Genomic DNA, 22,792 nt, shown 5'->3' on the forward strand with positions numbered 1-22,792 from the left:
AACTGTAAGAATACACGAATGTTTGTAAGAAACTTCGATGTTTTCCTTTTTCTTTTTTTATTATAGTGAAAAAGAAGTACGAAATATTCTCTTATGTAGGAAAGGAAGATAATAATGATTGATCTATTAAATAAATGGATGTTAGAAAGTACAGGTAATTTCAATATCGTTGTGGGACTTACAGCACTTCTATTTTTGGGTTCAGTAATTGCACTTATTATTATTTACAAAAAAATTGGTAAACCAGATGAAAGAACAAATGCTATTTATTTAAAAATTACTTCTCGTATGTTTACTACTCAAATTCTAATGAATGCTATATTTATTTCTCTAGTTGGTAAGGATATTGAGAATTTCCGTCAAATCTTTATATTATTTGAAGCCTTTGTATTCTTCGTTGGAGCTATTTATTCGTTTAAATTATATAGACAGGAATACAAATAACTTACTTATAAGTACATCTATAAATATACTTGCAAGTGTACTTATAGGGGTACCGCCACATGCCCATCAACTTAAGATTTTTATAATACCCCAAAACAAAAAAATTGCCCATTTTCGCCTGAAGATGTCAATTCTCTCGTTTTGGGGTATTTGTTTGTCTTATCTTGATGGTGATGGGGTACCGCCAGCATTTCGGAAAAAAACCACGCTAAGCAAAAAATAAAATAAGCTGTCCATATGGACAGCTTATTTACATAATTTTCGTTCTCGGTAGCAAATACTTTGATAGAATCCTTGTAGCTACAGGGATTCTTCTTTTTTGTCTGTTTATTTGGTATACAGGATTTTATACATCGTTGATGTAGCGGGGATTCTAGGGGTTTCCGCTATTCTTTTTTTGTAAACAATCTTGCATACTCTTAGTATGGTTTCTGATGAAGTGAGAACAAAAATAACGAGATATACATTTAAAGGGTCTCTTGGCTCGTCTGAGGGGATTATTTGTTGTGTATGGATAAGAAATTGAAGGTTAGTTAGAGATAAATCTGAAGTGTTTGAGAGGTATATAACAAGTTTGGGTATTGTTGATTTTATAGAAAAAAGATATAAAAGAGTCGTAGCAGTTTTTGAAAGAGCACCAGTAAAAAATTAGTGAAGGAGTAGCATTTGCTACTCCTTTTTATTTTGACAACTTTTTTGGTACTGAAAGAGTATTGAATTTTGAGTGGGGTAAAGACCTCCTAGGTGCAGTTTATTTTACTGGATAAATAACTCCACTTGCTTGACACCCAGTTTCTAATTCCCTTGGGTTTCCACAGTATAATCTCAATGAATATTGCGATAAATCACCAGTCTTTATGGTAGTAGTGAATCTCTTTGTATTATAAAATACATAGGTATCGTAATACTCACCATTACGATATATTATACCAACAATTGTACCTCGCCCTTTTTCATTAAATTTTTTGGGTTCTACGTTCATACCTAAATTGTCGCCACTATAAAGTTGTAGTCTAGATGTAGACTGCGACTTGTCCTGTGTTGAAAGATAAACATTTCTTGGAAGTTGCTCTTTAATTTTAAGGGCTGCAGCATATGGAGGTCTAATTATTGAATCTTCAGAATCCTTGTAATCATCATAATTTTTATCCACTAAAAGTTCAGGGTTTGTTGGGTAATATTTCTCCACCCCTTCTGGAAGAGATTTGATAGTGTCATCATTAATTGTATTAGCGCTAGCATTTTGCGTAGATCCTAAGATGATTGCACCGAACATAAAAGATGTTAATAATAGTTTTTTAATCCCCATAAGTTCCATAATCCTCCGTTCTTAATATTTTTTTCTGTTTACACAATAACCTTAACACGTTTCACAAATATTGTTAGTTTGTTTAACTTTATAAAATAATATTTGAATATTAAAAAATAAAAAATAAAATTGACATATGTCATGTGGCGATAACTCTTTTAGCACTCTCGGTCATTTCATTATTAAATGCAACAAGTTTGCGCTTTTCTTTCCTAAACACAAAACACAGAAGAAAAAGCCTCAAATAACTGAGGCTTTTTTGTGTAACTATTAGTTTATAACGCTACCTTCATAATAGCCTGCCCCATTTGACTGTATAGATTTCAGGTACCATTTAATTTTGCCGTGGCACGTATACTCCGTAAAGCTTTCGGCGAAGCTACTACCAAATTTCGGGACAGTGCGTGCATATTTACCGTTACCGATGTATTCAGGACATGGAAGTGCTGTTGCAACTTTTGCAGGTGCTGGTGTGTCCATTACGCTAGCTGACGCAGAGCCAATCCCTCCCGTTAGTGCGATACCTGTTACCAATGCCCCAATTGCGAACTTCTTGAACATAAAAAATTCCCCCTTAATGGTTTTATATGGTACAGATACACTGTAACACCTTTTACAGTAATGTAAATATAAAGAAATTATAGAAATATTTATTTGTTTATTGGGAAAATTAGGGATTTTATTTCTCAAGAGAAAAATAGAGGGAGAGGCTTCAATATTATTTGTAAGCTCTAAAGGGTCACCATATCATTCTGGGAAAATTGTACGCTAAGGGATATCAAACCTTAGCGTTACAACCTTTTTAGAAATAACTACATGTTCAGAAAGATAAAAGCCTAAGCTTAATTGAACATTGATATATTTACACACTTTATGGACATGATTATAGCTAGAAAACGTTAATATTATTAAGTTTTATCCTCTGTTCATAAACATAAGGTTTTCTGGACAGATGTCTCATAACGTACAGGAAACGCTTAAAATGTGTCCAAATTGTGTCTAAACGTACAATTTTCCCGAAATGGTATGGTGAGGCCTACAGTAGGACTATAAAAATTAATGGTCTCTTATATGTGAAATTCAAATTATTCACCTCTTAAATACTTACTTAGGAAAGTTACCTTAATACTAAGTTAACCCAAAGCGCAATCACTTCCAGTGATTTTCTATATTTCTCCACACTTGCTACAGACACCATTTCTTAATAAAGAGTTCTCATAATTAATTCTAAAATACATTTACCGGAATTTAAACTGAACATACCCCTGACTAATTCTTATATTTTATTATTTAAATTTTTCCAAACCTTAAATCATTTCATACCTTAACACTTCAAAAGGTACACCTTTAGATATAGTATATTCTATGCAGCTTAAACTACTTCAAAAGGTATCAAAATGTACTTAAGACACACTTCATAAGTACACACACTTTTTGAGATGTGTTTGTTGAATGATTTTATGCTTATTGGATGTCCCAATCAGTTGGATACACCACAGAGAATCCCCTTGTCGTGTTGTTTATTGTTTTTAATATGTAATCTGGTACATGAAATTTTATGATTAAGTTGTTCCTTTGTTTTTCTTTTAAAATTCTTATAGCATTCTATATAAATCTTATGGTATTATACAGATAGAAAATTTGTTTCCATTGTTTATACTCTATTGTACGTAGCGTGAAGGACAAACCTTACGCCCAGTTAACTCGGGCGAGGTTTGTCCTTTTTTTTTACTTTAAGGAGGAATTTACTATGAAAAAAGTCTACAAAATTGGAGCAGTTATCACAACTTTATGCGTTGCATGTATCACGATCTTTACTTTAACTAAGAATGAATCAGTCAAAACAGAAACTATAGCACCAGAAAAAACAATTGTATCTGCTGCAGATGTAAAAGGATTACCTGAAAATATAAAAGATATTTCAAAAGAAGAATTAAAGGAAAAAATACAATCCCATGAAGAGTTCATTGCGTATTACTATCAACCTACCTGTCATTTTTGTAAAAAAGCTGCACCAGATATCAATCGTATGTCAAAAAAGCATGATAGAACCATCTATCGTATTGATATCTCTACACCAGAAAATCAAAGTGCCTTTCAAGAGTTCGACATTCCAGGTACTCCAGTTGTTGTAGCTTATAACAGAGGTGAAGAAGTTGAACGTTTAGAAGGAGCTGTTTCAGCTGCTACCTATGATGGATTCTTTGCAAGACGTAATTCGAGCGCTAGCTAGTATAGTGCTCGTTTTTCTTTGTAAGAAAGGAGAATTAACATGCAACAAAACGTCCGGATTCATTCGTTAGACATAATAAGAGGTATCGCCATACTATGTATCCTATTTGCGAATCTACCCTCTATGACGGGACTAGATCCCTTTAATCAGGCAGGTTACACCGGTACAGATAAAACGATTCGTTTTTTAGTAGATTTGTTTATACAAGCAAAGTTCTACACTATTTTCGCATTCTTATTTGGAGTAGGATTTTATATCTTTATGAAAAATACAGAAGCAAAAGGATATCATATGTATAAGCTATTTACCCGGAGACTATGTATTTTACTAGTCTTCGGTTTACTCCATTTCACCTTTCTATGGTATGGAGATATTCTACATGCGTATGCTATAGCTGGATTTATTCTATTGTTCTTTTATAAGCGATCTACTAAGCTTATTTTTATAGCTGGTTGTAGTTTCCTAACGGTTAGTTATGTATTACATATTATTGTATTTTTACGAGCAAGTTCTTCTATTACTGAAGTACCAAATTACTATCAATATATGTTTACAGGTAACACTACCAATCACACTGTAAATCTATTTATACATTATTCTCATCAAGTAAAAGCACGTCTTTTCTTTCTAATGACTCAGGAATTCCAGCAACTACTAATAGGAATTCCGGAATATATAGGCTTATTTTTAATAGGGTTATGGGCTGGTAAGAAAAATATTTTTAAAAGGGTACCGGAATTAATAAAGAAAATTAGATTTTTACAGTGGAGTTCGTTATGTATCTCATGCCTTCTCTCTTGTCCTATTCTCTACTACTTTATAAAAACAGATGTCTATTACTCTCAGGATGTACAACTATGGATTCTATTTGGAGGGAAAATGCTAGCTATATTCTATATTTGTACTCTACTGAGAGTTTGTGAGAATAAAAAATATATAGAATGCCTGCACCCCTTTATGAACGTTGGCCAGTATGCTTTAACGAATTACATCACTCAAAGCATAATTACGCTTGTCATTCTTTCGTGGTGCTTTAAAGATGTCTCACACGTATATTACTGGCAACTATGTATCTTTGGGCTTGTAATTATTTTTGTACAAATCATATTCAGCAAGATTTGGAGTAAATATTTCCGTTATGGTCCTATTGAGTGGGTATGGAGAAAAGGAGTTTACAAGAAATAGACTATTTTTTACCAGTTACATGCAATTAACTGAAAAAAATGTTAAAATATTATATGAAAGATTAAAGATATATTTGTAGTTGTAAAATGGTGTTATTAAAATTAAAGTGGTTCAAGTCAGAGAAAGGCACCTTGTGGTGTCTTTTCTTTATAAAACATATAATGTATTATTAATATAAAATGATTTTTATTAGAAAGGAAAGTAATATGGATTTCCAAATAAATATACCTAATCCATTCCAAGGAGTTCCTGAGATTGCAGGGATTATTTTAATGATTTTTATCGTGTTATGTATTGGACTTGCGATTTTCTCAGACTGGATTCGAAGTATAATTCCTAATCAAACTAGACAATATATTCAATTGATTTTTATGGTACTGCTATTTGCATTTATCGTTATAGCAATTAAAAACCCTGAATATATTACAGCATTATTTTAAGAGCACTTGTAAAGGTGCTCTTTCTTTATAAAAAAAATCCCTACACCATGTGCAGAGAACAAAAAATGTATTATAACTACATATATAAATTCTTTACCAATATAAATATGGAGAAGGAATCAGATAAACTCTAGGATGATAACCACCTGGCCCTGCAGGGGGCAAATAAGGATGAGCTGTTACTCCCCCTGGATTGGTTGGCACGCTAGGATGAGTAGGATGGAAATGAGGATAAGGATAAAGATGAGATGGAACAGTATGAGCCGTTACACCTAATTGCCAATTACAAGTAGGAATGCCAGTAGGAGTATACCTAGCCATATGAACATGAGGATTACAAGAACTACCTGACTGATCAACTGTACCAATTTGTTGACCTACATTTACCTGATCCTTTAATTTAAGACCAGGAAGCGGAGTTACATGGACATATTGAGTAATAAATTTATCACTAAAACTTCTTATCGAAACTAAATTACCCTTATTACACTCGTTTTTACATCCACATGGTTCATTACCAGATGATAACACATTAATATACCCTGCTTCTGCAGCATATACAGGAGTACCTATTTTAATATTTGGAACCTCCAAATCAAGTGCTCCAGGATGTGCAGCCCCACATCCTGTACTTTGTTTTATTTTTCCCAATAAAGGAACTCCTGGATAAGTATAAAATGGAGTATTAGCTAGTGAACATTCATTACAAATTTTAAAATCAATAACATCCTCCTGAGTTGTATATCCTGGCATAAATTATCACCTCTCTAAATACAAAATTGATCAATTCCAATTTTGCTCTGTTATCTTAAGAGTATATTTAAAACTAACATATTTAGAGAATTGTCCATACATAATTAAGTAAACAACCTATAAAAGCCCAAATTACCAGGGGTCACCATATTAGTCGTATTATTTATTTTATTAATCATAGTTGGAGCTGCTTGCTTCTGCTAAAAAACTATTAGAAAAGGCACCCTTATATGGGAGCCTTTTCTTTATGTATATTATTTATTATCCGATTCATCAGTTTTATTATAAACACATTTGGCTTCTCCAAAAAGACCGCCAGTGTCCCATTCGCCACCATAATGAGCACATCCTAAAGGATTACGATCGTCTCGTATACTTGGATGTGTATTTGGTTCATAGCCATTATTTACAATACTACCAACAATAAATACCCCTCCGATTACAAATACCACAGCAACGATTAAGAGTGTTTTCCCATTAGGACCGGTAACAATGTCATTTACAACTTCTTTTGCTTCTTGCTGAGTTTCACCTTTTGAAAATAATGAAAGAATAATAGAGATTATAAATATGAAAAATAGCACAATTATAAATATCATTATTTATGACTCCCTACTATATGTATACTATTAATTTCTTTATACGATTTAAGCTAAGGTATTTGAAATCATAATGATAATAAATATATCCCCCCGATTAAAAGTGCCGCAGCAACGATTAATATTATTACTCCATCCGGACTATTGAGAATTTCTTTTATATGTTTTTTTGCTATTTGCTTTGTTTCTCCACTTGAAAAGAGATAAACAATGGAATGGAGAATTAGTAAGAAAAATGCTGTAATTACCTCTAACATGGCCTATGTACCTCCTAATATATATGTACCTTTAATTATCCAGTAATTTTCTTGCACCTTGTATCAGCCTGAGTAACCGGAATGCTTAGTTCAATAAAAGCCAAATGACAAAAATTACTCCTATAACTGCTAAAGTTCCAAAAAAACCTACCAACATTTTCCCCTCAGGACCATTAATAAGCTCTTTTAAAACTTCTTTTGCTATTCGCTGACCTTTACCACTTAAAACTATCGAAAGAATAAAGAATACTACCACTAATACAAATGAAAAAACTATTAACTCCATGACTTATGTACCTCCCTAATATATGTACGCTATTCATTAACCAATAATTGCCTTATACATTATATCAGCTAGGATACACGGAAGTATAACAAATTATTTATATAGCCCATTTTATTAATTGATATATTAAAAAAAGACACCGAATAATTCCTTACCATACGAAATCCACGTTTTGTTTGCAAGACCCCTTATAGCACTAATTGGGTTAAAGATGAAAGAAATGAAAGTAAACTTTAATTTTGCTAGTTACAGTATTTTTATTATGGGATTTATTCTGTATAAGTGCACTTATACAGAATAAATCCCTCTATTTACGCTTTTTCTATTCTAAAACCAAATACTCCATCTTTTACTTTTACTAAATGTTTTCCAGACCAAAAAGTATGTACTTTAAAATAGTACCAATCTCCATTTTTTCTTAAATATTCTTTAATCTCATAACCTTCTTGTATAAGGTATTCTTTATTCTCAAACATACTAATTTCCCCCTTTCAAATAATTAAATTAAACCTATTAAACAATAAATAAAAAAGTGCAAAATCCATCGACAGATTTCGCACCAAAACAGATAAAAGATATACTCACTAGAAACATAGGAGAGTGTTTCACCACCATCATAAACCATATCCTTACATTTTTGAGTTACTTTTTAAAAAATATGTAAATATTTATCATTTTATTTTGAACTTTCTTTTCATTTAAGTTATACTAAACTACAAAGAAACAACTCTCCTTTAGGCCGTCAATAATTATGCTAACAAAACACACACCAAAAAAACCAATTCCCGTGTAATGGAATTGGTTTTTTTGTGTGCAATTCAGTCAATACAGCAACTTGAACCCACATTTTCAAATGTATTCTTATTAATCTTATCATAATTTTAAATCCATAAACATACAAAACTAGATCACTAGTAATTTGCACCAATCCGCTGCTTTTTCGTCAAGAAATCTGGAGTATAACAACAATTAAGTTCATACTAGCATGAACAACAAATGATACTAGTAACCTATTAGTACGCACATATACTAAAGCGAGTATAACCCCAATTAGAAAATATCCAAATATAAATGGAAAATCAAAATGCATGATAGAAAAGAACAATGAGCTTATTAGTATGCTCCAAGTTTTCTTAAACTTAGACATTAAAATGTTTATAGCCGCATAACGAAAAACAAACTCTTCTACTAAAGGTGCAAGAAGAACAATTGAAATAAGTGCCACAGGAGATATTGCTGCTGCAGCGACTGTACTAGACGTATTTGCTGATTGCGTAGTTAGCTGGAATACACTCTTATCTAACACACTACCAACCATCTGAGCAAGAAATACGAATATGATCCCAACTAAAATCCATATGAATGAATTTCTTGATAATTTAATCGATAACTTTGGATCATTTATTAATTCTTTACTATATATAAGAAAAATGATTATCAGCATAAGTGAAAACCCAATTAGTTCCCAATGCACAAGAAGTTGTTGAATTGCTTGCTGTTGGTTTCCATGAATATCATACCAACCTGTCTTTGCTAGCAATAGTACACCTATTATCCCTACAAATTGTGTCATAACAAAATAAATCAAAATGACGAAACCCGATTTATATTTAATACCACTACTCATATTCTTAATTCCATCCTCCACTTTCATTATGTTTTCGCTACTGCTAATCGCAGTAACAATAAGTAAAAAAACTTTTATAAGTGTGCGCTCTTTTTTACTTACCCCAAAAATATCCGTACATAAGGTAAGAATATTTCTTTCATTTCTAAAATGAATTGAAATTCGATGCTTTCTTTCCCTTCTGGTGGAAATAATACATATATATCTTTAAACACTATCTTCCTCCGCCCTCTTTTTAAATGCTATATATTAATTTAACAATTATAATTCCATAGATATGTATCAAACCTTATGCAACCTTCAAATGTACTCATTCCCATTCGTTCTCCTTATCTTTCTTCTTTATATATGTACTTGGTGATGTTAATAACACAAGTGTACAAGCTACAATATTCATTAATACAAAACAAACTATTAATAAAATAACGAAAATCGGGGACAACAAGATAAAAATAAAGCCACTTACTACCAAACAGATGAAAATGAAGCCATTGCTCATATCTTCGTAACCATCTAGCCCTCGTACAATATTCAAACTATGCATCCATACTGTGATGCTATCCCAATTTTCTATTAACAGATAGCCACCACCCAACAGAAAAGCCCATCCAAGCAACGTTCCTAATAATCCAGAATTTCGTCCTATATAATACCCCGAAACAAAATTCGCAGCTGTTCCAATTAATATTCTCATTTGTATTCCTCCATATTCATTTCATTTTAGCGATATATGAAAATTTCTTTTAACCATAGTTTTATTATATCAGAAAATTATGAATATTAAATAAATGATTTTAGGTACTCTTTATTTTTTTAAAAGGGTTGTGTTTTTCTACACAACCCTCACTTTCTTCTTAATCCACGGGTACTTCTTCTTCTCCATGTGGAATTTGTTCAATTGGTGTTACAATTTGTGCATACTGATTTACTTGCACTTTAAATTGTCGTGGTTCCAAGAAATTTACTTGCTGTATTAAAACCTCAATATGAAATGTATCTACTTTTTTTCCACGGTCAATTTTGGTAATTCGCGCATTGTAAAACTGATCCCCATTTAAGAAATATCTTTGTACAGCTTCTGTAGCAAGCATACGCTCATTGCTTGTCATTTTCATTGGTTCAATACCAAATCCAGCCTTTGTAAACAAATACGGGACATCATAACTACTATTAGAAATTTTTCGTAGTAAATCCTCTACTGTTTTTGTCTTTGCAATATATTCTTCCTCTTTTGTATCAAATCCCTTTGGCTTATCACCAAGCATCTCGATTTCATCTTGATTTACCTGCTCTTCCTCTTGTACTTGAGATTTCATCATGTAACGATGAATAGTATTATAGGTAGCAACGCCTACTACTAACACAATAATCCCCAATATAACTAAGTACTTACGAGGCAGATTCGCTAACATATTCATGACTTTCTTCATTTCTTCACATCCCAAATCAGTCTATAACATTACGGATTTGTGTCATATGTTGTCCTCTTGCCGTATAGTTTAGACCTGTAATTTGTACACCTTTATTATCACCAATATGAATCATTTTCTGATTTCCTAGATAAATAGATACATGGTTCGGATTTTCATAGAAAATTAAATCTCCTGGTTGTGCACGACCGATATCTGGCACCTGTTTTCCTTGTCCAATTTGAGCACCTGTCCAATCTCCTAGCTGGACACCTATACTGGTTTTAAATACATATTGTGTGAATCCAGAGCAATCGGCACTACCTGCAGCTGGATTTCTAGCACCGGATACATAGCTCACTTTCCCTTGTCCAAGCCATTTTTTCGCTTCTTCCAGTACCTTTTGTCGTTTAGCATTTGTCATTGTAGGAGAGCCACCGGATGATAACCCTGGATCATCATTTTTCTTAAAGAATTTCATTGGATCTGTTGGTTGGTCATTAATACGAATTTGGAAATCTAAATGGACAGCGTATCCATTCATATTAAGGAAACCTGTATCTCTATCAAAGTTAGAACCGCCCATTTCCCCAATAATTTGCCCTTTTGTCACCATAGTTCCTGGTGCAACTGATATTTTACTCAAATGTAAGTAACGAGATACAACCCCATTTCCATGGTCTACATAGACACCTAGACCACCACCATTTACATTTCCTGTTTGGGCTGTTACAATACCTACTTCCATTGACCATACGGGGTCTCCAGCTTTTCCGGCGGTCATGGCCCCAATATCAACAGCATTATGTTGTTTTCCACCACGAAAAGCATCAAACGTATCTGTAATACGACCTGATTTTGTTGGCCATTTCCAACCTTTATCCGAAATCCATTCGCCGGATACATCTGCCACACACCCTAAATCTTTGTAATATTTCAAAACTTTAGAAACATATGTAAAATCCCCGTAGCACGCATTAACCTTTGTCCTGAAGTTATTCGGATCCTTACAACCATCTGGATTTAAATGATTTTTACTTCTTGAGAACTCAATAGCTGTTTCTTCTGAATAGCCACCCTTTGCTAAAGCGTAACTAATAAAACCTTCGCCAAAGTTGTAAGACTGCAAAGCGAGTGCAATGTCACCATTGGCCTTTCCTAGTACATCTTTAAATTCCCGTACACCTGCTTCTATAGAAATATTGGGATCTTTAATACACCCTACACGAGCATTTCCCTTTACACCTATACAAGATGAGCTCATGTCTCCATAATGCCCCTCTGAAGCCTGCATCGGGTCATTTCCTGCTCCACCTGATTCCTGCATCATTTGGGCAGCCAAAATACCAACATATTGAGCAACACCATGTTTTTCTGCCATTTCTTTAATTTTAGGAAGGTACCCTGTAACTTTTGCATTAAGGTTAACAGGCTCTCCGCCAGGACTCACATTACCTACACACATGCCGCCAATAAATCCACCAGTAGTAGGAGCAAGATGTCCATACATTCCTTCTAACATCCCCGCTTCTAATATCTCACGAGCACGCTCTTTTTGACTTTTACTAAACTTTGCGAGTTCCATCGCTTTCTCTAGCCCATGAGAAGATGTTGTCACTTTTTTACTTCCACTCGCATTAATCTCATCTATTTTTTTCTTAAAATCTGTATCTCCTAATATCTTTTTTACATCTGGTCCGGAGTAACTTTCAGACTTGGTTTTTTGCATCTCCTTTTTCTTTTTTTCACAAGGACCATTCGGTCCTGCCTCGCATACCTCTTTTTCCGTATATTCTTCATATTGGATATCCAAGAAATATGATATAGCATCATGCGGATCTTTACCAGTTAAATCATTATCATATCGCGCCATGTCAAAGGCGACAACCTCTTTCCAATCCACATTCAGAGCCATTGAGACTTCCATATATTTTTTTACTTGTTCCTCTGTCTTACCTTCATCATCGGTAAAAGGTACAAAAGAGACTAAAATCACACACACAGCAATAATTACTCCCATAATCAAAGCGGCAGGTACTCCAACCGCTGCCACAACAGCACCCACAATTTTTAATATACCTGCTTTTAGCATTTTGGCAGCAACTTTCGCTGCCGCCTTTCCTGCTTTCCCTGCTAATTTTGCCATCTTCCCACGCGCTTGCATCCCTTTTTTCTTAATAAAGTGGGAAGCTACATCTTTTAAAGGATTACTTTTTTTCTGTTCATTTGGATCGTTAGGATTTTGACTCATAGACTTATCACACCATATTTTCCATTTTGAGAATTTCTTCCTCTTCGCTGTGCCAAGCGAGGATTTGGGGCAAATGGAATCAGATTTTGTGGGTCATGTTCTGATAAATTCAGATGCGTCTCTGTACGAACAACTTCGTCCTGTGTATGTGTTACTAAGGTTTCTTCTCTTGGCTTAATACTACTGTCTTTCACTTCACAAGCTCTTTCAATCCTTTGGTTTGCTTGTAAGCGCGTATCTCCTTTTCCGAACGGCGAAATACGTGACACTGTACCGTCTGTTGTTGTCGCAACCATGTAACTACGATCTCTTTCTACAACCATTTGTACATTCTTATAGCCACCTTGATCTAAATCAGACATATAGAAGTGACCATTGTCTACCTTGTGATTTACCGTAAGTGGTGGTTTATTAAATACCGGTTTCTTTTGTAACGGCCTTTGATTTTGATTTCCTACTAATTGATTTGGGTTAATGTTGATAGAACGGTTGATACTAATTTTCCCACCACTAGAATCTTGAATATACGCTGGTGTAGCTTTCATACCATTACGGTACTGCGTTAATTGTCCGTCCGAAATATTTAAATCTTGATATACGACTTGTCCGGAACGAATACTACTATCTCCACTAGCGTAACGAGATACAACTTGCGTCACACCACTAGAATCTTTTGCTTCAATCCATGATTTATTATTTGTCGTCACAAGACGTACTGCACCTTGAACAACCGCTTGTTTTCCAGTAGCATCCGTTGTTGCTGGTACCATTCTTTGAATCTCTTGAATTTCTTTTGCCTCTGTTTGAACAGCTTTGTTATAAGGATTATGTTTACTTACCATACGCGCAGTCGCTTGATAAGCACCTGCACCACCAATCACACCAGCTGCATAACTTAATCCTTTTGTCACATTGTAATGACGTTCTGCTGCGTTTCCTCCTAACGAAGTATGAACGGCAGCTGCAGTTCCACTCATCACGCTTTTCATTGTATTTCCACCTGCCTGCTGAACAGAACTAGACGCATTAAAGTATGCTTTTGATACATTTTGCAATCCTTTTGTATGCACGAGATGTTTGGTACCTTCCATCATACTTACACCAATCATCTTACTTTGCTGTGTCATACGTCCCACTGCGGAAGTTGGGATAGACATTTTATCAGCACTTTGTGCAATATTTGCTACACTTGTTGATGCATCTGCATAAGAGCGTTCAATTTCCGCAACTGAAAGATCTCCTGTACGTGCTACACTCGCTTGCGTTTGTGCAGCTACATATACAGCTTTATTGATTGCACCACCAGTCGCTACACCATGTGAACGAACACCTTGAATTGCACTAGTAATTCCAGAACCTACTTGTTGGCTCACCGTTCCGAGACTTGCATGGCCTTGTAAACCTTTCGTTAATTGCGAAGTAAAGGCATCTTTATTAATATATGATTGATTATGTAAACTCTTGCCACTGGTATCTTTTGCCTGTACGGGCATCGCTCCCGCTTGTACTGCCGCTTGTTGTGCAACTGCTTTAAATTCATTTCCTTTTTCATTCAGGTGCGACTGCCAAGCTTGCTCTTTTTGTGGTTGAGACATAGTTTGGGACAAGTTTTTCATAAAGCTTGCCTGTTGTTCTGCTGCATAGCCTTGTTTAAAGGATTCTGTAGAGGCTTGTACCAGGTTCCCAACATTACTTACTTGTTTTGCTTGCTGGCTTCCTGTTCCACTTGTCAAACCGTGCGTTTTCACCCCATTGACTGCCTTCTGAATGCCTACTGCACTAGATACACCCATAGCATTTAAACCAGGATCTTTTTGTAACTTTTGTGATAAATGAGAAGCGAAAGCTTCTTTATTCGCATAGTTTGTACCGTCTTTTTGCTGTACAATACCAGCTGATTCTGCTGCTTTTTGTGCATAATCTTTAAATCCTTGTACTTTTTGACCTAAATGTTTATTCCATGCTGCTTCTTTTTCTTGCTGCGGCATATCTGCAGGGAATTGTTTCATGAATCCTGCCTTATGGTCTGCACTATATGCTTTCTTAAATGCAGCAGTAGAAGCACCGACAAGAGCACCGACTTGTCCCATATTTTGATGGCCACTTTCTAACGTTTCTCCTTTTACATCCTCGACTGCTTTTCCGACTTTTCCTAATGCAAGTCGGGAAGCAAACGCATCTTTATTCACATAGGACTTATCAAACAGATTATTTCCTTGTTTGTCCTTCGCATCAACTGGCATGGCTCCTGCTTTTGTTGCAGCTTGTTCTGCGTGGTTTCTAAATCCTTGTACTTTTGTGTTCAGATGGTCGTTCCAATGTTTCTCTTTCTCTTCTGCTGACATATTTTCTGGTAACTGACCTATAAACGTATCTTTATGGTCTGCCTCATAACCCTTTTCGAATGCATTCGTTGCAGCGTTTACTAAATCTCTAGCATTTCCATATGGTGTAGCGGCTTTCTTCATATTTTGTAAATCCTGTTTCCGCTGATTTGAGAAACGAGACATTTGATCACTATTTGTTTTCGCTACTTTTTTAGCAATCTCCGCATCGGACACACCAGGGAATGCTTGTTTTAAACGACTTGCAACTGCAGAATCCGGATTATCTGCTTTCCAATTTTCAAAGTCTTTTGTAGCTAAATCCTGTGCGATATCTTCATCGGTTAGTTCCGGATAAGATTCGCCATTTAGATTTGAATACGTGTCCGCACCCTTCTTTACACTGGAGCCAATATGTTTTCCTAAAGCTACAGCTCCTTCGCCGACTGCAGCAACACTTCTACCAGCCACTGCACCAGGAGCACTACCTAATGCACTTCCAACTTGCGAGCCTGCTACCATCGCTCCCGGTCCAAGACCAGCTCCCGCTGCCATACCTGCAAGCCCTGTCGCTGCTTTACCAATTGAACTTCCAATTTGACCTGCTTTTAACATACGAGCTGCACGAGATGTTGTACCAACATCTGTCCCTAAATTCGCTCCTAATGCATCTTTCGGGTTATCAGCATCTTCTTTGGTCTTTTCTTTATCCCCTTTATCATCAGGTTTTGCTTTTGAATTACGGTAGTCATCACGAACACCTTTAACGAGTCCAGCCACACTTGCTAAAGCACCCATACCCATCATCGTACCTGCTCTATGAATACCACCTGATGCATTGGTACTAAGGCCAATAAAACTTTTTACAATCTCACCTATGGGGATAAACATAGTAAGTAAAATTAATTTGATTAACGGACTATTTGCTGCTCCAATTAAAGAAATAATGAGCCATAAGGTAATTGCATGAATTGCTTGTATGAACACCGCTCCTATAAATTCACGTATCCAATATAATGTCTGTTGTTTCTTTTGTGGAAATAGCCACATACCTACCATTAACGGACCAATTAACATTAAAACGTATAGTGACACCGCTCGCATTAAGTAGTAAAAGTTTGCCCAAACGATGAGACCAGCTTCTATAAACAAACCAAATATAATAAACATGTAGTCATTTTCATGACCTTTCAAACCCAGCTCAGTAATGGTAAGTCCAGCCCCACCAAATCCAGGTTGTAGAAATTTAGTACCCTTATCTGGATCAAAATCCCCCCCACTTGCCACATTAACAGCGTCTCTAAACTCTATTATTATCCAAGAATTGATTTCAAATATGAGTGTATAGAAGTAATCGAGGTGCCAAAGAAAAATTGAAATGATCATCAAATCCTTCGCATACTCTATTAATGCTGTTCTATTATTTGGATTAATAGCTGTTGCCGAATATTTTGCCGCCGTAATAACTACACTGACAAGGACACAAAAAGCAACAAGCTTGAACATGACAGGCATGCCTGTGTCTAATACTTTGGTTAGAGAATTACCTGAAAATAAGAAATCTAAGTTTGTCCCCTTTCCTTCTGTTCCCTCTCCTCCAAACACTAAAACTGGCAGCGGATCCAAAGTTGCATACACCGGACTAAGAAAAGCCTTTACTATAGCAATAATTAAGCCTCCGACCCACTCTACTATTTTCTCAAGCATAATTTCACCTTCCTTTTTAAGAGTACGCTATTATCCTGCGTACCCTTGTACTTTCTTCATATTGTTTAAAAGCTCTTGTAGTACCGCTTCATTCGATTCAATGAACATCATTTCTTTGTCAGATGGATCAGTTTGAATCCAAACCGAACTATCTCCCACTCGGAAAATCCCTTCTCCTTTTCCAGGGTTGTTGAGAATAATATCAAGCTCCCCAGCAGTTAAGTTAAAGTTCTCCTGGATCTTTTTCTTATCAATCTTATTTTGTTCTAAGAAGAAATAAGAGAAAGTAGATTGCAAGATACCACGAGCTTTTACATTTTCTAAAATACGAACGAAGTCCTGACTCGCCCAACACATACCAGCATTTCTTTTACGTGAACGACGTGCTACTTTTTCCAAGAAGTTAACCGTTTGTTCATAGTCGATAAACTGCCACATCTCATCCACATATAATACTTTTCGCTTGATAGCATGTTCTGGACTTTTAATCCAATGCTCCCAGATATAGTTCAGGATAACGTGGAAGGCAATTGGTTTTAAGAATCCTTCTTCTAAATGACTAATATTAAAGTTAACAACGCGTGATTCATTTAATTGTGTTTCTACACCACGACCAAAATGACTTTGTCCATCAAATAATGGCTTGGAACCATCACGTAAGAACGGACGAATCGCGGCGATTAACTCTTCTGCCTTTACATCGTCCCCATGATTTTCTACTATGACATCGTAGATTTCTTTTAACTCTGGCTCTGGCTTTCTCACTTGAGACTGAATTAATTGTCCATCCACTTTCTTCACTTCATCTGTATATAAAGAGGTAGGATGTGAGGTAATACCATGTTTATTAAACACTTCACGAATCGCATCTTCTAGCATTGTACGTTGGAATACATTTAATCCTGGTTGATCAAAGTCTTGCCCCCGAATAATAATGTCAAAGAATCCTAGTATTTCATTGATTTTCTCTAAAATTGGTACAAATCTTACATACTTCACGCCATCACGTTCTACGAGTTCTTTCTTATCGTATTGTTCAAGTGCTTCTAGCTCTTCATCTTTATCCGTAATCTGAAGCTCTGTTACAGCGATTGCACAAGGGTTGATAATGATATTACTTTCAGGTGAAATGTTTAAATTAATACCACCTAAACGTTTTGTAATTTTTACGAATTCTCCTTCTGGATCGATAATCATTGCATGCGTATCTGCAAGTGACGTTTCACGAGCTAACTTCATTTTTAAAAGTAAACTTTTTCCGGAACCCGAGATCCCTGTTACACCAATGTTATAGTTTGGAGGACGATAATCTGCATTCCCGAATGAATTTAAAAATTCTACTTGCCCAGTAATTTTGTTCTTTCCTATTGGTATACCACCATTAAATCTCCCCGATCCTGATACAAATGGTGCAAACGTACATAACGCACGTCTATCGATATTTCGATAAGTATCTTGCAGCGTATTTGGTGCCCCTAGTGGCATAGTAGCTTTCAAGCCACTTTTCACACGGTTCCAAGTACTTGCAATCTTAAAGTGAGATGCTTGCATTTCATCTTCAATATACTCACATAAAACGTCCAATTCTTTCTTTGATTCTGCGTAAGCAACACCCATGGTACTCACCATATACGAGTCGTTTTCATTGAACTGGATTTCATCCATTAAATTGTTTGTATCTTGAATTTTTGCATCTAAGTCTTTTTCTTGGTCAATGTTTCCTCGTGTACGTTGGAAAGAAAGATTCGAACGTAACATTGTAAGCTGCATATCTAATGATCGCATTGCCTTAGCTTTTGGCTCTTTATGAATATCAATCATGACATCCACTTCCCCAGCCGAAGTTAACATGTTCAGCCAGTTGGTTTGCATCATACGCGGGTACCCATCACGTGGAATATAAAACGGACGGAAGAACGTATTACTTCCTAAAGATTGTTTAATGACCCCATAATCTTCTGCATCAATTTTCATTCCTTCTGGAGCAATAACATCAAACACTATTGTTTGATTGTCTAATTGCGTCGGTATTTCCTCTTCTTCCAACTCTTCCTCCTCTAGCTCCAATTCGTCCCTCTCTTCTGCTTCTATTTTTTTCTTTTCCTTTTTGTTTTTTCCGAACAACTTCATGTTTACGCCACCCCGTTATTTAATTTTTCTGCTTTTTCTTCCGCTAGCACTTTCTTCATTAACTCTAGTTTTCTTTCATTCGTTTCCCCTGTTGAATATAGCGAGAAATTCTCGTTTTCAATTAAGTCCTGGAAGCGAGCTTTTACAGCTTTACGACGGTTAAATGCTACGTATAAAAGTTCTATTAATTTATCTTTCGTTAACATTTCTACATTAATTTTTGCTTTCGATAGTAGATTTCGAGATGCATTATAACGACGATATAGTTCGTTAAATGCCTTATCTACAATCTTTTCTTCTAACTCGTCCTCTGTATCAGCAGTAATCGTACTAATATCAACCTTGTATGGATAAATTAAATAACGTTTTTGTTCATATCGAGGTTGCGAACGCTGCCAGTACTCTAAGTTATCGATAACTTCTTGTCCATATAGAACCGTCTCTGGTGTAAGGTCCTTCGCACCTTTCATCGTTTCTGTCATTTTGCGTACAGGATCTGTTAAATCCACAAACTTACTTTGAATATATACTTTCGTATTAAACTCTAATGTGGTTAACCATGATTCAATTTTGACATCAATTGCTTCTTGTTCCATATTGGAGAGTAAGTAATAGTTAACTGGGTGTGCTTCCGCAATTAGGACAAATGTGTCATCATGATACCGAATCATATGATTATCGATTTCCTTAATGTCTTCTACAAAAGCACGAAAGAAGTCAACATTATCCTCATCAATTTCCGATTCAGCAGGCGTATTTTTTTTATTTTTCTTTCCAGCTTTTTCAGTAGTGTGTTTCTCTACTCCACCTTGCTTTTTCCCTTTTTTCTTAGAACCAAACAGCGGTTTTCCATTCATTTTCCGATAAAAGAAAAATCCTACAATGGCTATCGCCGCAAAATATATCATTTCTAACATTTACAAATTCTCCTTTGCCCATGTAGTTGGCTCGTACCCTTTTCTCCACTTACCTTTTTCGGAGCGGCTACGCATTTTAATAAGCAAATACTTATCTAGGTACATGTGTTGTTTTTCTTTATATATAAACGCAAACGCTATAACACCTATTACCGTTGGTAGTGCTAAAATTAAACAAATAAAAAATGCTACTACCGCATCAATAGGTGCAAATAGTCGCCATAAAAACGGTACATATAAATAAAGGGATGCTCCGCCACCCAATAGATAAATCAATTGGCGTTTGCTCAGCACACCTAATAGTGTTTTTTGTTCCGAAGTCATATCAACAGGAACGGTTACTTTCCTCATTCTTTTTCCTCCCTTGTATAAGAGAAGCTCTCCCCACATCGAGGAGAGCTTGTACAAACTCTTATGTTAGATTGTCGTAACCCAAGCCGCGATATCGTAAGCTTTAATCATGACAAAGCCTCCAATTGCTGCACAAGCTAAACCAATCATAGCTTGTGTACGGTTTTCAGGATTCTTTCCTTGTGCACCAGATAGTTTAATAGCTGCAAATACAACGCAAGCTGCCACCCAAATTCCCCCAAAACCAATTAAAGTTTTCACCAAAGTGTTCATGCTTTTTTGGACGGTTTCAGCATTGGCACCACTGCCACTACCACCAAGACCCTTCGTAAAGCTACTTTTTGCCAGTAAGAAATCCCCTACTGATGTTGTCATAAGTTTTGCAGACAACCAATTCAACATAATTCCTGCACCTCCGGGTGTTTTTGCTCGCAAAACGCAAAAAGACCTCAATACACGCACACGTCCCCTAAGGACATGGCGCATATTGAGGTCTTCTCTTATATGCGAACTGATTAATTTTATATTTTATTGTAAAATCTTATTACTTTTATATTATATCAATACGATATTTAAAAAACAAGTCCTTGTTTACACCTTTATTTCTTTGTATCCTCTTTGTTAGGATCGTACCATACTATTTGACTTAATAAAATATCACTGTCCGTAAGAGCTAAAACATTCATTTCTTCTTTCAAGGAGCGCGATGGTTTTATTTTTACTGATTTTGTACTTTTGTCTCTAAGTGTATACACATGTACATAATAAGCTTCTTTTTTCTTTTGCCATAATAACCTCCATTTTACTGCAGTATTACAAATCATATATCTATATAAAAATTACACAATTATTTATTATATTATGGAGTAATATACATTGATTAATCGAACTTCTCCCTTGTTCACAAATAATAAAGTTGTTAAAAAAGTGGTATTAATTGGAATTAACTCCCTTAATCCTGTATGATGAAAATAGTAATATTTTAATAACCTTATAGTTAATAAAAAGAGTATATAGGAGGAATTTTCATGAAAAACTTAAATACGGCTATGACATTGGTACAATCATATCTTAATGAGAATGAAATTATTGAAAATAGCCTATATGGAATGTTTCAATATCAAGTATTTGGTATGGGTGGTCAAAGAAAAGGGATATTGGTCGCTACAAATGAACGTATGTGTTTTTATACAAAATATTTAGAAAGTGAAACGTTTAGAGTATTTAATTATGCCAAAATTGATTCGATAGAGGTAGAAAAAGGATTATTAACAGGAAAGAAAATCATTTTTTTTCATGATGGCGAACGTGAAGTGATGAATTTAATTGAAGAAGGTGACCCAGCTGGTTTTACAGTATTTGTAAAAGAGAAAATTATGATCTTGAAATAAAGAAATTTATTTTTAAAATTTTCTCCTCAAATTAAACAACATTTTTATTTACTAAAATCCTCTTCGAAATATTAATTACAATGGGAGAAAATAAAAAAGCAGGTAATTGCATATATAAAGCAATTACCTGCTTTCACGACTATCCTCTACTATTTATTTTGTAAAATCTTATTAACCTCTTTCACACTTAATTCAGTGGCTTCTGCTATTTTCTCTATAGGTACACCAACATTAATTAAATTGTGAATCATCTCTATCTTAGTTGCTATTCTAGCTTCTTTTGCTGCTTCTTTTGCTGCTTTTTCCGCGGCCTTTTCTTCTGCCGTCTCTATCTCTGATATTCTATCTTTTATTGCCTTCTCTCTCGCTTCATATAAGCGTAAAAAGTCCTTATCACTACTTAGACGCTCCCAGTCCTCTATTGCCTTTTTCAAAACTGGATCTTTTTCCATCGCGATTCCCTCCAGGATTGTAGTTAATTTCTCATCTTCATAAGCAGGAAATAATAATAGCCAACGTGCTAATATATCCTCCCATGGATCCATTCGATCTTCTTGCCATTCTCGAATTACTTTTGGAATCTCAAGAAAGTGCAATTGCATATTCTCTGAAATTATGTGTTTCGATTTTTTATTCATGACTACACCGACATTATGAAAGTCTTCTTCTCCTGGAAACAGAATGAAATCCACTATATTAATACATATGGTTGGTCTTAATTCTGTATACTTCATCCCCTGAGTCATTTGGGAATAATACATACCAGCCCAGTAGAACAAAGATCGCTCAATCATGTCTTTTTTGTCGCGAACCTGTATCTCTATATTTAATTTTATACCATTATTCAGAGTAGCTCGCAAATCTAAAATAGACAATTTATCATCCTTTTGCTCCCTTGGAAGATGCGGATCATCTAAATGCAAAGAAATGAATTCCTCATCTAAAGAGGATTGTAATACCGCATTAAGAAAACCAATGAGTATCTCCTCGTTTCCTTCTACTCCAAACAAGCGCTTGAAAGCAAAATCAACTCGTAAATTCACTAGATTTTTTTTCATAGATGTATTCATATTCTCTTCTACCCTTCTTTTAGTTAATTGGATATAAGAAAAAGATAGAATTAAAAACTCTATCTTTTTCAATCTGCCTATTTATGAAAATATCAACCTACTTTATGAC

23 protein-coding genes and 1 pseudogene are annotated in these 22,792 nt (G+C 35.2%); 6 read left to right on the forward strand and 18 right to left on the reverse strand.

Features of this window, described 5'->3' with window-relative positions:
- Positions 1-114: 114 nt before the first annotated feature.
- Positions 115-444 (forward strand): hypothetical protein, encoded by a 330-nt coding sequence (locus MR170_RS15200; protein ID WP_014893252.1) that lies wholly within the window; start codon positions 115-117, stop codon positions 442-444.
- A 751-nt stretch (positions 445-1,195) separates the two neighbouring features.
- Here MR170_RS15200 and MR170_RS15205 read toward each other — a convergent pair.
- Together MR170_RS15205 and MR170_RS15210 are read right to left on the reverse strand one after the other, a co-directional pair.
- Positions 1,196-1,753 (reverse strand): hypothetical protein, encoded by a 558-nt coding sequence (locus tag MR170_RS15205; protein WP_002081503.1) that lies wholly within the window; start codon positions 1,751-1,753, stop codon positions 1,196-1,198.
- Between the two features lie 270 nt (positions 1,754-2,023).
- Positions 2,024-2,314, reverse strand: coding sequence for a hypothetical protein (locus MR170_RS15210; RefSeq protein WP_061185019.1), 291 nt, complete (start codon positions 2,312-2,314; stop codon positions 2,024-2,026).
- 1,189 nt (positions 2,315-3,503) lie between these two features.
- Here MR170_RS15210 and MR170_RS15215 point away from each other — a divergent pair.
- From MR170_RS15215 to MR170_RS15225, 3 genes are all read left to right on the forward strand, one after another.
- Complete coding sequence (locus tag MR170_RS15215; protein WP_242308576.1) at positions 3,504-3,986, forward strand: thioredoxin family protein; 483 nt, start codon at positions 3,504-3,506, stop codon at positions 3,984-3,986.
- 39 nt (positions 3,987-4,025) lie between these two features.
- A complete protein-coding gene (locus MR170_RS15220; RefSeq protein ID WP_242308577.1) occupies positions 4,026-5,171 on the forward strand; it encodes a DUF418 domain-containing protein in 1,146 nt (381 codons plus the stop codon).
- A 206-nt stretch (positions 5,172-5,377) separates the two neighbouring features.
- Positions 5,378-5,611 carry a hypothetical protein gene (locus tag MR170_RS15225; protein ID WP_000347325.1) on the forward strand — a complete coding sequence of 78 codons (234 nt, stop codon included), beginning with the start codon at positions 5,378-5,380 and terminating at the stop codon, positions 5,609-5,611.
- 93 nt (positions 5,612-5,704) lie between these two features.
- On the opposite strand, the gene MR170_RS15230 is transcribed toward MR170_RS15225, so the two are convergent.
- A complete protein-coding gene (locus tag MR170_RS15230; RefSeq protein ID WP_242308578.1) occupies positions 5,705-6,364 on the reverse strand; it encodes a M23 family metallopeptidase in 660 nt (219 codons plus the stop codon).
- Between the two features lie 138 nt (positions 6,365-6,502).
- Between MR170_RS15230 and MR170_RS15235 the strand changes: the two are divergent.
- A pseudogene (locus MR170_RS15235) lies at positions 6,503-6,568 on the forward strand (YjcZ family sporulation protein); the annotation flags it as partial.
- 50 nt (positions 6,569-6,618) lie between these two features.
- On the opposite strand, the gene MR170_RS15240 reads toward MR170_RS15235, so the two are convergent.
- From MR170_RS15240 to MR170_RS15305, 14 genes are all read right to left on the reverse strand, one after another.
- The gene (locus MR170_RS15240; protein ID WP_000576237.1) at positions 6,619-6,963 is read right to left on the reverse strand and encodes a hypothetical protein; all 345 of its coding nucleotides are present in this window, start codon (positions 6,961-6,963) and stop codon (positions 6,619-6,621) included.
- A gap of 68 nt (positions 6,964-7,031) precedes the next feature.
- The gene (locus tag MR170_RS15245; RefSeq protein ID WP_000895161.1) at positions 7,032-7,220 is read right to left on the reverse strand and encodes a hypothetical protein; all 189 of its coding nucleotides are present in this window, start codon (positions 7,218-7,220) and stop codon (positions 7,032-7,034) included.
- An 85-nt stretch (positions 7,221-7,305) separates the two neighbouring features.
- Positions 7,306-7,506: a hypothetical protein gene (locus MR170_RS15250; protein ID WP_197241603.1), complete on the reverse strand. Its 201-nt coding sequence runs from the start codon at positions 7,504-7,506 to the stop codon at positions 7,306-7,308.
- Between the two features lie 311 nt (positions 7,507-7,817).
- Positions 7,818-7,982 (reverse strand): hypothetical protein, encoded by a 165-nt coding sequence (locus tag MR170_RS15255; RefSeq protein ID WP_242308579.1) that lies wholly within the window; start codon positions 7,980-7,982, stop codon positions 7,818-7,820.
- 467 nt (positions 7,983-8,449) lie between these two features.
- Positions 8,450-9,133: a CPBP family intramembrane glutamic endopeptidase gene (locus MR170_RS15260; protein ID WP_242308581.1), complete on the reverse strand. Its 684-nt coding sequence runs from the start codon at positions 9,131-9,133 to the stop codon at positions 8,450-8,452.
- Positions 9,134-9,443: 310 nt separating this feature from the next.
- On the reverse strand, positions 9,444-9,827 hold the full coding sequence (locus tag MR170_RS15265) for a hypothetical protein (protein WP_242308582.1): 384 nt from the start codon (positions 9,825-9,827) through the stop codon (positions 9,444-9,446).
- A gap of 160 nt (positions 9,828-9,987) precedes the next feature.
- Positions 9,988-10,563 carry a hypothetical protein gene (locus MR170_RS15270; protein ID WP_242308583.1) on the reverse strand — a complete coding sequence of 192 codons (576 nt, stop codon included), beginning with the start codon at positions 10,561-10,563 and terminating at the stop codon, positions 9,988-9,990.
- Positions 10,564-10,579: 16 nt separating this feature from the next.
- Positions 10,580-12,793, reverse strand: coding sequence for a lysozyme family protein (locus MR170_RS15275; RefSeq protein WP_242308584.1), 2,214 nt, complete (start codon positions 12,791-12,793; stop codon positions 10,580-10,582).
- Positions 12,790-16,824 carry a type IV secretion system protein gene (locus MR170_RS15280; protein ID WP_242308585.1) on the reverse strand — a complete coding sequence of 1,345 codons (4,035 nt, stop codon included), beginning with the start codon at positions 16,822-16,824 and terminating at the stop codon, positions 12,790-12,792. The genes MR170_RS15275 and MR170_RS15280 overlap by 4 nt, the downstream gene beginning before the upstream one ends.
- A gap of 30 nt (positions 16,825-16,854) precedes the next feature.
- Positions 16,855-18,954 carry a VirB4 family type IV secretion system protein gene (locus tag MR170_RS15285; protein WP_242308586.1) on the reverse strand — a complete coding sequence of 700 codons (2,100 nt, stop codon included), beginning with the start codon at positions 18,952-18,954 and terminating at the stop codon, positions 16,855-16,857.
- Positions 18,955-18,956: 2 nt separating this feature from the next.
- Positions 18,957-19,871, reverse strand: a complete 915-nt coding sequence (locus MR170_RS15290) for a hypothetical protein (protein WP_242308587.1) — start codon at positions 19,869-19,871, stop codon at positions 18,957-18,959.
- On the reverse strand, positions 19,872-20,222 hold the full coding sequence (locus tag MR170_RS15295; RefSeq protein WP_017762560.1) for a PrgI family protein: 351 nt from the start codon (positions 20,220-20,222) through the stop codon (positions 19,872-19,874).
- 66 nt (positions 20,223-20,288) lie between these two features.
- Positions 20,289-20,708, reverse strand: a complete 420-nt coding sequence (locus MR170_RS15300) for a hypothetical protein (protein WP_016083212.1) — start codon at positions 20,706-20,708, stop codon at positions 20,289-20,291.
- 113 nt (positions 20,709-20,821) lie between these two features.
- Entirely contained in the window at positions 20,822-21,046 is a 225-nt protein-coding gene (locus MR170_RS15305; protein ID WP_053512473.1) for a hypothetical protein, read from the reverse strand.
- Positions 21,047-21,250: 204 nt separating this feature from the next.
- Here MR170_RS15305 and MR170_RS15310 point away from each other — a divergent pair, with 204 nt between their 5' ends.
- A complete protein-coding gene (locus MR170_RS15310; protein ID WP_074790568.1) occupies positions 21,251-21,613 on the forward strand; it encodes a PH domain-containing protein in 363 nt (120 codons plus the stop codon).
- Positions 21,614-21,762: 149 nt separating this feature from the next.
- Here MR170_RS15310 and MR170_RS15315 read toward each other — a convergent pair whose 3' ends face one another.
- A complete protein-coding gene (locus tag MR170_RS15315) occupies positions 21,763-22,683 on the reverse strand; it encodes an Rpn family recombination-promoting nuclease/putative transposase (RefSeq protein WP_242308588.1) in 921 nt (306 codons plus the stop codon).
- Positions 22,684-22,792 lie beyond the last annotated feature (109 nt).

It is taken from the genome of Bacillus cereus group sp. BfR-BA-01524, from assembly GCF_022662595.1.
In the GTDB taxonomy this organism is placed as follows: Bacteria; Bacillota; Bacilli; order Bacillales; family Bacillaceae_G; genus Bacillus_A; species Bacillus_A thuringiensis_S.